This is a genomic window from Candidatus Allofontibacter sp. (assembly GCF_038145245.1).
In the GTDB taxonomy this organism is placed as follows: domain Bacteria; phylum Pseudomonadota; class Alphaproteobacteria; order Pelagibacterales; family Pelagibacteraceae; genus Fontibacterium.
In genome coordinates, this window is the sequence record NZ_JAYQPI010000008.1 from 16939 (window position 1) to 31244 (window position 14306).

Consider the following 14306-nt stretch of genomic DNA (forward strand, 5'->3'; position numbering starts at 1 on the left):
AAAACTAATAGGAATTAAGAATAAATAAATAAATCCTGTGAATAATAGAGTGTTAAAAGGGTAATTTATTAAAAGAGCAAAATAAGCAGCAATTAATAATAATATAAATATTAGAAAAGGTCTGCCTACTTTAATTCCTTTCAAAGAATAAGTTGGAATTTTACTTATCATTAAAAAAGTTGAGGCTATAATAAAAATTATTGATAATCTTTTGTAATCATAATCTAATGAAACATCGCTTAATGATAAAATTAACGGCAAGAGTAGTATTCCTGCTCCAGCAGGCGAAGGCACCCCGGTAAAAAAATTTTCTCTCCATTTTTCGATTGTTATTTTAGATCCTAAGTTAAATCTTGCTAATCTTAAACAACATGCAACTGAATGGAACAGAACTAACAACCAACCAATATTAGTTAAATCCTTTAAAATCCAAATATAAACTGTAATTGCTGGTGCAACCCCAAAATTTATAAAATCAATTAAAGAATCTAATTCAGCTCCAAATTTTGATGTACCTTTTATTAATCTCGCAATTCTACCATCCATTGTATCTATAATTGAAGCAATAGTAATTGCTATGACTGCATAATCAAATTGAGAATTAAGAGCAAATTTTATTGAACTTAAACCAACACACAAACCTAATATACTTATTATACTTGGAATTATATATCGCGGGTGGATCATCTTAAAAAATATATTGTCTAAATTTTTGCAAGTAAACTTTCGCCAGCAATTACAGTCTGACCCTCTTTTGCCAAAAGTTTATAATCATTTTCAAAATAAAGATCGACTCTGCTGCCAAATCTTATAATCCCAATTCTATCACCTTGATTTAAATTCTGATCTTTTTTAACCTCACAAACAATTCTTCGGGCAATTAAGCCTGCTATCTGCACGATGGCAAAAGTTTTTCCTGATCTATTAGAATATTTAATTAAATTTCTTTCATTATCTTCGCTTGCTTTGTCTAAGGAAGCATCAATAAATTTTCCTGGCTTATAAAATATTTCATCTATTTTTCCAGAGACAGGGACTCTGTTAACATGACAATTAAAAACATTCATAAACACACTTACTCTTTGATACTCTCGATTTTCCATATTAAGCTCTTTTGGACCTCTGACATTAGCTATTAAACTTATAACTCCATCGGCCGGGCTCACTAAAAAACTATCATCGTTGATTGAGTATCTTTCGGGGTCTCTAAAAAAATAATAAACCCAAATAGTCAAAATAAAACCAATAAGTCCCAAGATTTTATTTATTAGAATTAATAAAATAGTAATTATTACTGCTATTGCTAACATTCTATAGCCTTCTTTATGCAGTGGTGGAAAAATAATATCTAACATAATTATTTAATTAGTTAAAAACATACTATATAAAAACATTTTTTATTAATATCAAAAAAACCATGTCTAAAATTAAAGTAAAAAATCCAGTTGTTGAACTAGATGGCGATGAAATGACAAGGATTATTTGGGATTTTATTAAACAAAAACTAATACTTCCTTACCTTGATATAGATCTTAAATATTTTGATTTGGGAATGGAAAGTAGAGACAAAACCAATGATCAAATTACAATTGATTCTGCTAACGCTATAAAAAAATATGGGGTTGGAGTTAAGTGCGCAACCATTACACCTGATGAAGAAAGAGTAAAAGAATTTAGTTTAAAAAAAATGTGGAAATCGCCAAATGGTACCATTCGAAACATATTAGGAGGAACTATATTTAGAGAACCTATTATTTGTAAAAATATTCCAAAATTAGTACCTTCCTGGACAGATCCTATAGTGATTGGAAGACATTCTTTTGGTGATCAATACAAAGCTACAGATTTTAAGATTCCTGGAAATGGTAAGTTAAAAATTCAATGGATATCAGAGGATAATAAACAAACAATCGAACATGAAGTTTTTAATTTTACAGGTCCAGGCGTTGCTCTTGCTATGTATAACTTGGATGACTCAATTAAAGATTTTGCAAGAGCATGTATGAATTATGGAATTTTAAGAAAATGGCCAGTGTATTTATCTACAAAAAATACAATTCTAAAAGCTTACGATGGAAGATTTAAAGATTTATTCCAAGAAGTTTACGAAAAAGAATTTAAAACTAAATTTAATGAAATCGGAATTACTTATGAACACAGATTAATAGATGACATGGTTGCATGCGCAATGAAATGGAGCGGAAAATATGTTTGGGCTTGTAAAAATTATGATGGCGATGTTCAGTCAGATACTGTAGCGCAAGGATTTGGATCATTAGGTCTAATGACTAGCGTATTAATGACACCAGATGGTAAAACCGTTGAAGCTGAAGCAGCTCACGGAACAGTAACTAGACATTATAGAGAACATCAAAAAGGAAAACAAACATCTACTAACCCTATAGCCTCTATCTTTGCATGGACAAGAGGACTTGCTCATAGAGGTAAATTGGATGAGAATAACGAATTAATAAAATTTTCAAATACTTTAGAAAAAGTTTGTGTTTCAAGTGTAGAAAAAGGATACATGACAAAAGATCTTGCTATTTTAATTAATAAAGATGCAAAATATCAAACTACTACTGAATTTTTAGAAACCATAAATTCAAATCTTAAAAAAGAATTAAATTAATTAATTTTCTTTAAAATTTCTTCAAAAGAACTTTCAATTTTAGAGCTATCAGTTCCTCCACTAGCTTGAGCAAAATCTTTTCTTCCACCACCTCCTTTTCCTCCAAGAATGATCCCAATCTCTTTAGCTATTTTTGATGCATCAAATTCATTAATTAAATCATTGGTTATACCAACTGCTACTGTTACTTTTCCTTCGTTTAAAGAATATAAAATAATAATTTTTTTAATTAATTGTCTTTTTTGGTCTTCAATAAGATTCTGAATCCTTTTTACCGGATAGTCTAATAATTTTTGAAATCTAATACTAATATTATTGTGATTAATATCTTTAATTATATTTTTGTTTTTATCTAATAGAATGTTTTTTATTTCTAAATCTTCCAATATTTTTTTTAAACTAATTACTCTTAATGAAAAATCTTCTTCTTTTAAATCCTTAATATCGCCTCCTAAATCCTTTATTTTTTTTTCTAACTCATTAATTTGAGTTATTTTATTTTGCTTAATTTCATCTTGTTGATTTGCTTTATTTTTTAAAAATTCCTCTAATTGAGCCTGTCTTAAAGCCTCAACTCTTCTTATGCCTGCAGCTACAGGTGATTGACTGACTACTGAAAATTTTCCAATTTCAAATGTATTTTTAACATGCGTTCCTCCGCACAATTCAATAGAAAAAGGTTTATTGCCATCTTGACCCATTGTTAAAACTCTAACTTCTTCACCATATTTTTCACCAAATAAAGCTAAAGCCCCTTCTGCAACTGCAGCTTTTGGTGTCATAAGTCTAGTTTGAACATCAGACTTTTGTTCAATAATTTTATTAACACAATCATTAATCTTGATCATTTCTTCATCGTTTATTGGTTTATTATGACTAAAATCAAATCTTAGTCTATCTGGTCCGACATATGACCCTTTTTGGGTTACATGTTTTCCAAGAGTTCTTCTTAACGACTCGTGAAGTAAATGCGTTGCCGAATGATAAGCTCTAATGTCTTGTCTTCTTTTTGAGTTAATTTTCAAATCTACCTCATCACCTTTTTTAATTTTTCCAGAAATAAGCTTTCCGTAATGAATATAAAAATCACCAAACATTTTTTTAGTATCAGTTACTTCAAAATTAAAATTATTATTAGAAATATAACCTTTGTCGCCTATCTGGCCACCAGACTCTCCATAAAAAGGTGTTTGATTTAAAATAAGTGCTAATTCTAAATTTTTATTTGAACTTTCTATCTCATTATCATTATCAACAATTGATAAAATAACTCCTTGTGAAGACTCGGAATTATAACCCAAAAATTCTGTTGGACCGTATTTATCTTTAAGCTCAAACCATATTTTAGATGTCTGATCAGAACCAGAGCCTTTCCATGAAGCTCTTGCAATTTTTTTACTTTCTAACATTAAAGTATTAAAATAATCTTCATCTACAGATATCTTTTTATCTTTTAAAAAATCTTGAGTAAGATCTAATGGAAATCCATACGTATCATATAATTTAAAAGCTAATTCTCCGGAAAGTTTATTATTTTTTACACTACTAATCTCTGTATTTAATATTTTCATTCCAGTTTTAAGCATTAAAGAAAATCTTTCTTCTTCTAATTTTAGATTTTCAGAAATTAAAGAATCCGCTCTTCTAAGTTCAGGATATTCAGAACTCATTTCATTAATTAAAGTTGGAAGTATCTTATAAAGAACTGGAAGATCAGATCCTAATGTGAATGCATGACGCATAGCCCTTCGCATTATTCTTCTTAAAACATAACCTCTTCCTTCATTTGAAGGTAAAACACCATCTGCAATTAAAAAAGCTGTAGCTCTTAGGTGATCTGCAATAACTCTGTAGCTAGATATATTTTTTTCTGAAACATTTACATTTATAAAGTTTTCTGCAGACTTAATTATATTTTTAAATAAATCTATTTGATAATTATCGTGCGTTCCTTGTAATACAGCTGCGATACGTTCTAGGCCCATACCGGTATCTACAGATGGTTTTGGCAAATTAACTCGTTTATCTTTTGAAATTTGCTCAAATTGCATAAATACGAGATTCCAAATTTCTACGAATCTGTTACCGTCTTGATCCAATGAACCAGGAGGTCCGCCTTTTAGATGTTCGCCATGATCATAAAAAATTTCAGAACACGGTCCACAAGGGCCTGTATCTCCCATTGACCAAAAATTATCATTAGTTTTAATTCTTATTATCCGACTATCATGCAAGCCTGAAATTTTTTTCCAGAAGTTAAATGCTTCATCATCATCATGAAAAACAGTGACTGTTAGTTTTTCTTTAGGAATTTTATATTCTTTAGTAATCAATTCCCAAGCAAATTTAATCGCAGATTCTTTAAAATAATCTCCAAATGAAAAATTTCCAAGCATCTCAAAAAAAGTATGATGTCTTGGCGTATAACCTACATTTTCTAAATCATTATGTTTTCCTCCGGCTCTAACACATTTTTGTGAAGTCGTTGCCCTTTTAAAAGGTAGTTTTTCTAATCCTGTAAAAACATTCTTAAACTGAACCATTCCTGAGTTTGCAAACATTAATGTTGGGTCGTTTTGAGGAACTAAAGGACTAGAATCTACAATCTGATGAGAATTTTTAAAAAAAAAATTCTTAAAAATACTACGACATTCAGTAAGTGTTTTTGTACCCATTTACTTATAGATACAACTTTTTATATATATGTCTAGAATGCTAAAGGCGCTTTTTTCAAAGCGCCTTTAATTAACGTATTAAAAATATTTAGTTAAAATTTACTAAACTTATTTATCTTCCTTGTTGTCTTCTTTTTCTTCCGAAATATTGTCGGAATGATCACTTAATTTTTCTGAAATTAGTTTAGCATTTGTTCTTACAGCCATTTCAATTTCAGCTGCAATTTTTGGATTAAGCTTAAGATATTGTTTCACATTATCTCTACCTTGTCCTATTTTTTCACCTTTATAGGAATACCATGCGCCAGCTTTTTCTATAATATTTGCCTTGGCAGCTAAATCAACAATTTCTCCCATTTTGCTAATTCCTTCCCCATACATGATATCAAATTCAATCACTTTAAATGGTGGGGCCACTTTATTTTTTACAACTTTAACTCGTGTTTGATTGCCAATTATTTCTTCTTTGTCTTTAATTGCTCCAATTCTTCTAATGTCTAATCTTACAGAAGAGTAAAATTTAAGAGCGTTACCTCCAGCAGTCGTTTCTGGACTACCAAACATAACTCCTATTTTCATTCTTATTTGGTTAATAAAAATAATCATAGTGTTTGTCTTAGAAACTGAGCCTGTTAATTTTCTTAAAGCCTGACTCATTAATCGAGCTTGCAATCCCATATGATGATCACCCATTTCTCCTTCTAGTTCAGCTCTTGGTGTCAAAGCAGCAACAGAATCTACAACTAAAACAGAGATAGATCCTGATCTAACTAGAGTATCAGCAATTTCGAGCGCTTGTTCACCTGTATCTGGTTGAGAAATTAATAATTCTGTTGTATTAACGCCTAGTTTTTTTGCATAAACAGGGTCTAAAGCATGTTCAGCATCAATGAATGCACAGATGCCACCCTTTTTTTGCGCTTCAGCAATGACTTGTAATGATAAAGTAGTTTTTCCTGAAGACTCTGGACCATAAATTTCTATAATTCTACTTTTTGGAAGACCACCAATTCCAAGTGCAAGGTCTAATCCTAATGATCCTGTTGATATAGATTCTATATCTAGAACTCTAGATTGTCCTAGCCTCATTACAGAACCTTTTCCGTAATTCTGATCTATTTGGCTTATTGCAGCATCTAATGCTTTCTGTTTTTCTTTTTTATCTTCTGCTTTTTCAGTATTTACAACTTTGAGAGTATTTTTAGTCATTTTATTCCTTTTTTAATTTATTTTATGGTCTAACGACTCAATAAAATAAATGTACACATTTTGTTCTTATTTTCAATTATATTAATAAGTTATTGAAATATATATATATTTTACTAAAAAATATGTCTTATCCAGCTTTTATTTGGATAATCGTTAGGATCGTATAGTTTTGTCTCTAAAGATAAATTCTTTGCTGTAAGACTTCCTACTGAAGATAAAAGTTTAAATTGAGAAACAATTCTATCTTTATCAGATATTGCATTACTCACTCTTGATTCAAGCAGCGTTGATCTTGATGTAATTACGTCTAAAGTTGATCTTGATCCAGATTCATATTCTTGAATAATACCCTCATAAGCAATTTCAGAAGCCTTTACTCTTAATCTTGTTAACTCAAAATTACTTATGGAAAGTTTATAATTCGACCATGCTGAATAAGAATCTCTTTCAACAATATTTTTAGAATTCTGTAGATCTAATTCAGCGCTATCTAACAAAGATTTTTTTTGTATAATTAATGAAGTCTGTTTTCCACCTTGATAAAGAGGGATTGAAGCTTGAGCTTTTGCAACTGATTGTTTTGTTTTGTCTACACTAGAACTATATCCATCATAATCAGTCACGCCTAATGATAAAGTAAATTTTGGAGAAAGTTCAGCTATAGCTATTTTATGCTCATCTTCTGCTTTTTTAAGAGAAAACTCAGAAATTTTTAGAATAGGATTTTCTTTTTGAGCAGATAATGATGCTTCTTCTAAAGAAGAAGGTAAACTTAAATTTAGATTATTTATTTCTTCTAAATCTACAGGGTCATATCCTATAATATTTTTAAAATTTTTTTTAGTAATCAACAATTCATTTTCAGCATTTAATAAACTAGATTGAGCTGCAGCTAATGAACTTTCTGATTGTGCCAAATCTGAAATTGTTATATTTCCTCGCTCCAGTCTACTTTTATCTAATTCAACTTGTTTTTCAGACAAATCTAAATTTTCTTTACTAAAAATAACTTTTTTTTGCGCAAGTAAAGTTCCAGCATAGGCTTCTACTGCTTCTAAAAGAACATCTTGTTCAACTTTTTTTAAAGTATATCTAGCAATTTCTACAGAATTTTTTTCTTTTTGATAATTATAAATATCATCAAAATTAAATATCTTTTGTTCAATTGTAATTGATTTGGCTGTGGTTTGTGCATTGGTTGAAGGTGAAGAAGATCCTGTTGATGTTGTTATATTAGAACTATCTGTATCACTTTTATAAGCAGAGATTGTAACTGTTGGTTTAAATGCACTAAAGGCTTGAATTAAATTTTCATCGACAGCTTTGGTCCTCTCTCTTTCCGCATTTAGTTTAGGATTGTTTAAATAAGCAGATATTAAAGATTTATTTATGTTCTCAACTGCATAAGCACTTGTGCCTATAAAAAAAAACAAAAAATAAATTCTTTTAAAGAAAGTCATCTAATTTATTATAATTTTTTTAGGTTGATGATTTGAATTTATAGGTACAATTATATCAGCAAATTTTGGCATATCTAAGAGCATCTTTTTAGTTATTCTTTCATAAAACATTATAAATCTTTTAATTTCGCTCTCTGACATTATGCTACTTTTATTCTTAGATATTTTTTTCATTGAATAAGCTAATTTTTTTTCTTGCAATGTTCTCCAAATCAAAACTTTATTAAAATTAGGCACTTTTAAGTAAATCATTAAATCAATGAACGAAAATAATTCTTTATAATTATTCTTTAACTGTCGATTAACATTAAATCTCCATTTGCAATCTTTATCCTCTAAACTTTCTAATAAGTTAATCGGCTTTTTTAAATTTTGATTATTTTCTTCTGGTCTAGCTCCAACGCACCATCCTTCTAATATAAAAATATCTATTTTTTTTTTAAGATTATACCATTTATTTTTGGGCAACCTATCATCAATAGATTTATCAAATTTTGGAATTAAAAAAGATTTGTTAAGATTATTATTTTTTAATACTTTAAAAAATTCAATCAAAAAATTCACATCGTGAGTACCAGGAACGCCTCTAGTAAGAAATAATTTATTAATTTTATTTGATATTCTTATTCGTTCTTTTTTTGTTTTATAAATATCATCAAGTGAGAGAGTAATAGTTTTTAAACTATATTTTTTTTCTAAAATTAATTTTAAAAACTGAGCGAATGTTGTCTTTCCTGATCCTTGACCGCCAGCCAAGCCAATAATTACAGGTTTATTTAAAAAATTTTTTTTAATAAAAATTAATTCTGCAATTTTAGAGTAAATATTTTTAAAATTTTTATTTAAATTATCTTTTATAAAAAAGGAATTTTTTAGTTTATTAAGTTTATTAATTAAACTTTCATTCATTTAAAATAATCTTATTTCTTTTTCAAAGAATATTCTAATAACTCTAATCTGTCCTGACCCCAAAACATTTCATTGTTATAAACATACGTTGGAACTCCAAATATATTCATATTGATTGCTTCTTGGGTGTTGGTTTCGTAAATTTTTTTAATTTTATCTGACATTGCAAGTTTGCTTAAATCTTCAAAACTGATTTTTAAATCATTTGCAATTAATTTTAATGTTTCTAAATTAGAAATATCACTTTCTTTTGCCCACAAATGTTCCAATACTTTAAAACTAAATTCCATTTTTATTCCCATATCTATACTTGCTAAACAGAATAGTGCCGGTGTATGTGGGTCTTTAGGTGGAAAAAATTTTGGTTTTTGGTTAATCTTAATATTTAGAAATTCTCCCCATCTTTTTAATTCCAATAATCTATAATTTTGCCTTGATATATGTCTTTGCGGCACAGGAACCCCTCCAGTTGCTACAAAAACTTTTCCTACTAAATCGATTGGTTTTTCAATTATTTCTACAGAATATTTCTTAGCAATTTCTACTAATCTTTTATTTCCCAAATATGCGAATGGAGAAGCAACGCTGTAAAAATACAAAATTTTTTTCATATGTACTTATATAAACTATTTAAATAAAACCAATAGGCTATATGATTGATTTGTTTTATTACCCAACCCCTAACGGTAGAAAAATTTCTATTTTATTAGAGGAGTTAGGATTAAAATATAAATTAACAAGAATTGACATTAATAAAAATGAGCAATTCTCTGAAAAATTCTCAAAAATTAGCCCTTTAAACAAAATTCCAGTTATAATTGATGACCAAGATATAGTTTTTGAAACTGGAGCTATATTAATTTATCTAACAAAAAAAAATAATTTTAAATTTTACCCTCAAAAATATGAGAAAAATATTAATGAATGGTTAATGGTTCAAGTGAGTTTCGTTGGACCTATGTTAGGGCAGCTACATCATTTTTATAAATTTAATAAAGGTAAAAGCGAATATGCTGAAAATAGATTTCTAGATATTACAAAAAAAATTTATAATTATTTAGATATACAACTTGGAAAAAACAAATACTTAGCATGTGATGAATATACAATTGCTGATATTGCAACTTTCCCGTGGTTGTGTCGCCATGAATGGCATGGAATTGGAATAAAAAAATATTTAAATTTGTCAAGATGGTACGAAGAAATCTCTAAAAGACCTGCTGTTATAAAAGGTTACGATGCTGAAAACTTAGGAGAAAAGATACCTCTGATATCTTAACTATCAGCAAATATTTTTTCTTCTCTCTCGTGTCGTTCTTGAGCTTCAACTGTTAAAGTTGCAATTGGTCTAGCTATTAATCTTTTTAAACCTATTTCTTCACCTGTTTCTTCACAATATCCGTAAGTATCATCTTTAATTTTCTTAACAGCTTTTTCTATTTTAGAAATAAGTTTTTTGTTTCTATTTACTGTTCTCATTTCAATTGCTTTACCGGTTTGAGATGTAGCCTGATCAACAACATCTGCAGAAGTGTCATTATCATCTAATTCATTAAAAAGTATTTTATCATTCTGAAGAGTTAATTCTTTTTTCCATTCCTCTAAAACTCGTCTAAAATATTCTTTATGTTTTGCACACATGTACTTTTCTTTAGCACTAGGTGTGTAATTTTTTGGTAATTTTGTAGCCATTAGGATGTGGAATATAAGAGGCTTTTTTATAGTGTCAAGTTGCATTGAATCAATTAAATCATCATTAATGAAGCAACACGGTAAAGAAAAAAAAATTTTTTATCTATTATGTCTTTACCATTTAATTATTTGGACACTTGTCCCATATTTTTCAAATAAAAATTTACCCTTAGATGTAATTGAAGCGTTGGCATGGGGACAAGATTTTGAGTTAGGTTATATAAAACATCCACCATTAAGCGCATGGATTCCTGGTTTGCTTTATAAAATATTTGGGAATAAAGATTGGATCTATTATTTACTAAGCCAAGTATTTATTATTATTTCATTTATTTTTTTATGGAAATTCTCCTCTTTTTTTTTAAAAAAAAAATTTCAAATTCTTTTATCAATTTTAACAATAGAAGGTATTGCTTTTTATACATTTGAAACTCCCCAATTTAACGTAAATATTTGTCAAATTCCCTTGTGGATTGGAACAATTTATTTTTTTTTTAGATCTATTAAAAATAATAAAATTAGCGATTGGATTTTTTTAGGTATCTTCTCAGCATTGGGATTCTTAACAAAATACATTTTTGTTTATTTATTAATATCTCTATTTTGTTATTTAATTTTTATCACAATTAAAAAAAATAAAATAAATTTAAATTTTTTTTACACTTTATTAATATTTTTTTTAATTGTAACGCCTCATTTGCAATGGCTAGTAAAAAATGATTTTACTACTATATATTATGCTTTTAAACGTGGGGGATTAAATCAATTTAATATTTACAATCATTTTTTAAACCCGCTTAAATTTTTAATAAATCAAATTGTAATATTAATACCATTTCTTCTATTAATTTATTTCTTAATAAAAAAAATAAAAATTAAACTTCCTCAAAATAATGAAAAATTTATTTTTTTATTTTTTTCTTTTTTACTGCCATTCTTTTTAATCTTGATAACGACAATAATTACTGGTTCTAGAATAAGAACAATGTGGATGATTCCATTTTATTTCTTAATAGGAGTTTTTTTTATATTTTTATATGAAGATCAAATAAATTTAAAAAAATTAAAAAATTTTAATATTTTATTAATTATATTTTTAATTATTTCACCAAGTTTATATTCTTTAAGATCAATATATTTTGACAGTAAAACTGGTTACGAAGGTAAAATTGTAGCATCACAAATTGAAAAAGAATGGAAAAATTTTTCTAAAGATAAAATATCTAATGTTGGCTTCTCAGAATGGTACGCTGGTAATTTATCCTATCACTTAAGTAATAAACCAAAAGTTTTTTTAGATGAAAATAATGATTTTTATAAAAAACCTGGTGTTATAATTGCAAAAAATGTTGGTCCCAATTTATGCAATCGAAAAAATGCAAATATTAAAAATATTTTATATAAAAAAATAGATGATCATGATGTATGTTTTCTTTTATAGATAAATGAAAACTTATAAAATATTAATTCCAGTTTTTAATGATTGGAACTCACTTTCAAATCTTTTAAGTAATATCCAAGCTTTGCAAATTAATAATATTGCTCAATTAAAAATTTTAATAGTTGATGATTGTTCAACGGAAGAATTTAATAAAACAATTGAATTTAATTCATTTAAAGACATTGAAATAATTAAAAATTCAAAAAACATTGGCCATGGAAAAAGTATTGCTAACGGAATTAATTATCTCATTAAAAATAATGACTTTGATTATTTGATCGTCATGGATGGTGATGGTGAAGACAGGCCAGAGGAAGTGAAAGAATTAATATTAAAATCTATTGAATTTCCATCTCAAACCATAACTGCAAATCGAATTAAACGCTCTGAGAATATTTTTTTTAAATTATCATATTTTTTACATAAGATATTAACTCTAGTTCTGACTGGTTATTCTATTAAATTTGGAAATTTTATGTGTATTCCTAAAAAAGATTTAAATTTAATAGTTCAAAATAAAAATCTTTTTGTAAGTTTTTCAGGAACAATTGCAAAATTTATAAAAAACAAAAGACACATACCATCCATAAGAGGAGTTCGATACCATGGCCCTACTAAAATGAGTTTTTTAAAACTAATTAGACACTCTTTGCTAATCATCTCTACATTTAGATCGGAAGTTACTATTAGATTATCTATATTTTTTATAATCTATTCAATTTTGATTTTTTATTTTTTAAAAAATTTTTTATTATTATTTCTACTACCAGTCGCGGTTATAAGCACGTTTATTATTTTTACTCTTTTTCTTCTTTTTAAAAGAAACTCTTCTTAAAGAAACTATTTAATTCCTAATCGTTTATGTATCTGAGTAGAGGAAGTTGTGTATTGAAAAACAAAACTTTCATTTGGTCTTGCTCTTGCAAAGCATTCTCTTGCTGCAAGGGCGCCTTCATGAAATCCAGAAAGAATTAGTTTTAATTTTCCTGGATAAGTGCAAATATCCCCAATAGCAAAAATACCATGTTCATTAGTTTGAAAATCTTTAGTATTAACTAAAATACATTTTTCTTCTAAATTTAAACCCCAATTTGCAATTGGTCCAAGTTCCATTTTAAGTCCAAAAAAAGCAATCACTGAATCTAATTTTAAAGTTTCTATTGCATCATTATTTTTTTGTATTTCAATATTTTCTAATTTTTTATCCCCGTTAATGCCTTTAAGTTGATAAAATGTTTTTACTTCGATCCTTCCTGATTTTGCAATCTCTTTAATCTTATTTAAAGTATGTGGAGCACCCTTAAAATCTTCTCGTCTATGAATTAAATAAACTTTTTTTGCAATATTAGAAAGCTCTAAAGTCCAATCTAGAGCAGAATCTCCTCCTCCAAATACCGCAACTATTTGATCTTTAAATTTAAATTTATCTTTTACTGAATAATAAAAACCTATTCCTTCAAATTTTTCAGCATTTTTAATATCTACTTTTCTTGGTTCAAAAGATCCAACGCCTCCAGCTATAATAATATTGGGTGTTTCAAAAATTTTTTTGTCACTTGTAACTACTTGCCATAATTTGTTATTTTTTTTTAATTCGTTAACTCTCTGATTAAGATGGAATTCTGGTTTGAATGGTTTTATTTGCTCAATTAATTTTTTAATTAAATCTTCCCCAGTACAATTTGGAATTCCAGGAATGTCATAAATTGGCTTGTCAGGATAAAGCTCGATACACTGTCCTCCAATTTTATCTAAATTATCTATAACATGTGCATTAAGACCTAAAATGCCTAGTTCAAAGACAGAAAACAATCCAACAGGTCCTGCCCCTATAATTACTGCGTCAGTTTTAATGATCATATTAACTTTGTTTTTTTGGCATTCTAACTACTATACCATCAAGTTCATTTGTAATGACAATTTGACAACTTAATCTGCTAAATTTGTTAGCGTCTTGAACGAAGTCGATCATATCTTGCTCTGCCTCTTGCGCTTTAGGAATTTTATCTAAAAACTTCTCATCAACATAAACATGACAAGTTGCACAAGCACAGGATCCACCACAGTCAGCATCAATTCCTGGAATAGAATTTTTTATAGCTCCTTCCATTATTGAGTAACCAGTCGGCATTTCAATTTGATGTTCTTTTCCACTATGTTCTATATAAGTAATTTTTGGCATTTTATTTAAAACCTTAGATCATATAACAGTGAATTTATGTTTTTAAAATTACAATTTGTTAAAAAAAAATTTTTTTTAAAAGATTCTTTTAGAATATCAAGAGAAA

The 14306-nt window shown here is 27.8% G+C and carries 14 protein-coding genes; 4 read left to right on the forward strand and 10 right to left on the reverse strand.

The window, feature by feature from the left end; genetic code table 11:
- On the reverse strand, nucleotides 1–687 hold a 687-nt coding region (locus tag AC8IGH_RS02440), incomplete at its 3' end, for a CDP-alcohol phosphatidyltransferase family protein (protein ID WP_507419129.1).
- A gap of 17 nt (nucleotides 688–704) precedes the next feature.
- The gene (locus tag AC8IGH_RS02445) at nucleotides 705–1355 is read right to left on the reverse strand and encodes a phosphatidylserine decarboxylase (RefSeq protein WP_507419130.1); all 651 of its coding nucleotides are present in this window, start codon (nucleotides 1353–1355) and stop codon (nucleotides 705–707) included.
- A 62-nt stretch (nucleotides 1356–1417) separates the two neighbouring features.
- Here AC8IGH_RS02445 and AC8IGH_RS02450 point away from each other — a divergent pair, with 62 nt between their 5' ends.
- Nucleotides 1418–2632, forward strand: coding sequence for an NADP-dependent isocitrate dehydrogenase (locus AC8IGH_RS02450; protein WP_507419131.1), 1215 nt, complete (start codon nucleotides 1418–1420; stop codon nucleotides 2630–2632).
- Here AC8IGH_RS02450 and alaS read toward each other — a convergent pair.
- The 5 genes from alaS to AC8IGH_RS02475 form a co-directional block, all read right to left on the reverse strand.
- Complete coding sequence (alaS, locus tag AC8IGH_RS02455; protein ID WP_507419132.1) at nucleotides 2629–5307, reverse strand: alanine--tRNA ligase; 2679 nt, start codon at nucleotides 5305–5307, stop codon at nucleotides 2629–2631. The two genes, AC8IGH_RS02450 and alaS, sit on opposite strands and share 4 nt — an antisense overlap.
- Before the next feature lie 108 nt (nucleotides 5308–5415).
- Entirely contained in the window at nucleotides 5416–6516 is a 1101-nt protein-coding gene (gene recA / locus AC8IGH_RS02460; protein WP_507419133.1) for a recombinase RecA, read from the reverse strand.
- A 113-nt stretch (nucleotides 6517–6629) separates the two neighbouring features.
- Nucleotides 6630–7976: a TolC family outer membrane protein gene (locus AC8IGH_RS02465; RefSeq protein WP_507419134.1), complete on the reverse strand. Its 1347-nt coding sequence runs from the start codon at nucleotides 7974–7976 to the stop codon at nucleotides 6630–6632.
- Nucleotides 7977–8885: a hypothetical protein gene (locus AC8IGH_RS02470; RefSeq protein ID WP_507419135.1), complete on the reverse strand. Its 909-nt coding sequence runs from the start codon at nucleotides 8883–8885 to the stop codon at nucleotides 7977–7979.
- Between the two features lie 11 nt (nucleotides 8886–8896).
- The gene (locus AC8IGH_RS02475) at nucleotides 8897–9496 is read right to left on the reverse strand and encodes a 2-hydroxychromene-2-carboxylate isomerase (RefSeq protein WP_507419136.1); all 600 of its coding nucleotides are present in this window, start codon (nucleotides 9494–9496) and stop codon (nucleotides 8897–8899) included.
- A 41-nt stretch (nucleotides 9497–9537) separates the two neighbouring features.
- Here AC8IGH_RS02475 and AC8IGH_RS02480 point away from each other — a divergent pair, with 41 nt between their 5' ends.
- Nucleotides 9538–10164: a glutathione S-transferase family protein gene (locus AC8IGH_RS02480; protein ID WP_507419137.1), complete on the forward strand. Its 627-nt coding sequence runs from the start codon at nucleotides 9538–9540 to the stop codon at nucleotides 10162–10164.
- Here AC8IGH_RS02480 and dksA read toward each other — a convergent pair.
- Entirely contained in the window at nucleotides 10161–10577 is a 417-nt protein-coding gene (gene dksA / locus AC8IGH_RS02485) for an RNA polymerase-binding protein DksA (protein WP_507419138.1), read from the reverse strand. The genes AC8IGH_RS02480 and dksA overlap by 4 nt on opposite strands.
- A 67-nt stretch (nucleotides 10578–10644) precedes the next feature.
- On the opposite strand from dksA, the gene AC8IGH_RS02490 reads away from it, so the two are divergent.
- Together AC8IGH_RS02490 and AC8IGH_RS02495 are read left to right on the forward strand one after the other, a co-directional pair.
- Nucleotides 10645–12018 carry a glycosyltransferase family 39 protein gene (locus AC8IGH_RS02490; RefSeq protein ID WP_507419139.1) on the forward strand — a complete coding sequence of 458 codons (1374 nt, stop codon included), beginning with the start codon at nucleotides 10645–10647 and terminating at the stop codon, nucleotides 12016–12018.
- 4 nt (nucleotides 12019–12022) lie between these two features.
- Nucleotides 12023–12853, forward strand: a complete 831-nt coding sequence (locus AC8IGH_RS02495; RefSeq protein WP_507419140.1) for a glycosyltransferase — start codon at nucleotides 12023–12025, stop codon at nucleotides 12851–12853.
- A gap of 5 nt (nucleotides 12854–12858) precedes the next feature.
- Here the strand turns inward: AC8IGH_RS02495 and AC8IGH_RS02500 are convergent, their stop codons facing one another.
- A complete protein-coding gene (locus tag AC8IGH_RS02500; protein ID WP_507419141.1) occupies nucleotides 12859–13878 on the reverse strand; it encodes an NAD(P)/FAD-dependent oxidoreductase in 1020 nt (339 codons plus the stop codon).
- A gap of 1 nt (nucleotide 13879) precedes the next feature.
- On the reverse strand, nucleotides 13880–14200 hold the full coding sequence (locus tag AC8IGH_RS02505; RefSeq protein ID WP_507419142.1) for a 2Fe-2S iron-sulfur cluster-binding protein: 321 nt from the start codon (nucleotides 14198–14200) through the stop codon (nucleotides 13880–13882).
- Nucleotides 14201–14306 lie beyond the last annotated feature (106 nt).

What these genes read in the sequence shown, in the direction of transcription:
- AC8IGH_RS02495 (WP_507419140.1), top strand. Translation starts at nt 12,023, where the DNA reads ATGAAAACTTATAAAATATTAATTCCAGTTTTTAATGATTGGAACTCA.
- AC8IGH_RS02475 (WP_507419136.1), bottom strand. Translation starts at nt 9,496, where the DNA reads ATGAAAAAAATTTTGTATTTTTACAGCGTTGCTTCTCCATTCGCATAT.
- AC8IGH_RS02505 (WP_507419142.1), bottom strand. Translation starts at nt 14,200, where the DNA reads ATGCCAAAAATTACTTATATAGAACATAGTGGAAAAGAACATCAAATT.
- AC8IGH_RS02450 (WP_507419131.1), top strand. Translation starts at nt 1,418, where the DNA reads ATGTCTAAAATTAAAGTAAAAAATCCAGTTGTTGAACTAGATGGCGAT.
- AC8IGH_RS02445 (WP_507419130.1), bottom strand. Translation starts at nt 1,355, where the DNA reads ATGTTAGATATTATTTTTCCACCACTGCATAAAGAAGGCTATAGAATG.
- dksA (WP_507419138.1), bottom strand. Translation starts at nt 10,577, where the DNA reads ATGGCTACAAAATTACCAAAAAATTACACACCTAGTGCTAAAGAAAAG.
- alaS (WP_507419132.1), bottom strand. Translation starts at nt 5,307, where the DNA reads ATGGGTACAAAAACACTTACTGAATGTCGTAGTATTTTTAAGAATTTT.
- recA (WP_507419133.1), bottom strand. Translation starts at nt 6,516, where the DNA reads ATGACTAAAAATACTCTCAAAGTTGTAAATACTGAAAAAGCAGAAGAT.
- AC8IGH_RS02500 (WP_507419141.1), bottom strand. Translation starts at nt 13,878, where the DNA reads ATGATCATTAAAACTGACGCAGTAATTATAGGGGCAGGACCTGTTGGA.
- AC8IGH_RS02465 (WP_507419134.1), bottom strand. Translation starts at nt 7,976, where the DNA reads ATGACTTTCTTTAAAAGAATTTATTTTTTGTTTTTTTTTATAGGCACA.
- AC8IGH_RS02480 (WP_507419137.1), top strand. Translation starts at nt 9,538, where the DNA reads ATGATTGATTTGTTTTATTACCCAACCCCTAACGGTAGAAAAATTTCT.
- AC8IGH_RS02470 (WP_507419135.1), bottom strand. Translation starts at nt 8,885, where the DNA reads ATGAATGAAAGTTTAATTAATAAACTTAATAAACTAAAAAATTCCTTT.
- AC8IGH_RS02490 (WP_507419139.1), top strand. Translation starts at nt 10,645, where the DNA reads ATGAAGCAACACGGTAAAGAAAAAAAAATTTTTTATCTATTATGTCTT.